This is a genomic window from Oleiphilus sp. HI0086, from assembly GCF_001635225.1.
Map to the genome: position 1 here is coordinate 1 of NZ_LWFZ01000441.1, position 501 is coordinate 501.

Annotated in this window: 1 protein-coding gene; it reads left to right on the forward strand. The window is 47.5% G+C overall.

Features of this window, described 5'->3' with window-relative positions; genetic code table 11:
• Window positions 1-501: wax ester/triacylglycerol synthase family O-acyltransferase (locus A3756_RS05475; protein ID WP_231875493.1), on the forward strand; the 501-nt coding region annotated here is incomplete at both ends.

A 501-nucleotide genomic window follows, 5' to 3' on the forward strand; every position in this document is an offset into this window, starting at 1 on the left:
TAAGAACATAGACCTAGATTATCACGTACGTCATTCGGCTCTACCCAAACCAGGCGGTGAACGAGAGTTGGGTATACTTGTATCGAGATTACACTCCAACCGTATGGACTTTAAACGCCCTCTATGGGAGTGCCATGTCATCGAAGGTCTGGAAAATAATCGCTTTGCCATCTACACCAAAATGCACCACTCCTTAATTGATGGCATAAGCGGTGTACGTTTATTGCAACGCACACTAAGCGAGTCTCCAGACGATATCGATACAAGACCGCCTTGGTCTATTGGTACGCCAAAGAAAATTAAAAGCGGCGAACACATTGCGACTTGGCAAGGCGCGCTTGATCAAGCTATCGACGCAATCAAAGAACAAGCCTCGAACACCCCGCAGTTAGTGGGTGCGTTGGCAAAACTGGTCAGTTCATCCGTTCAGGATAGAGTTAAACTTTCTGCTCCGTTTACTGGTCCTAATTCAACCATTAACACCCGGGTGCAAGCCGCTCG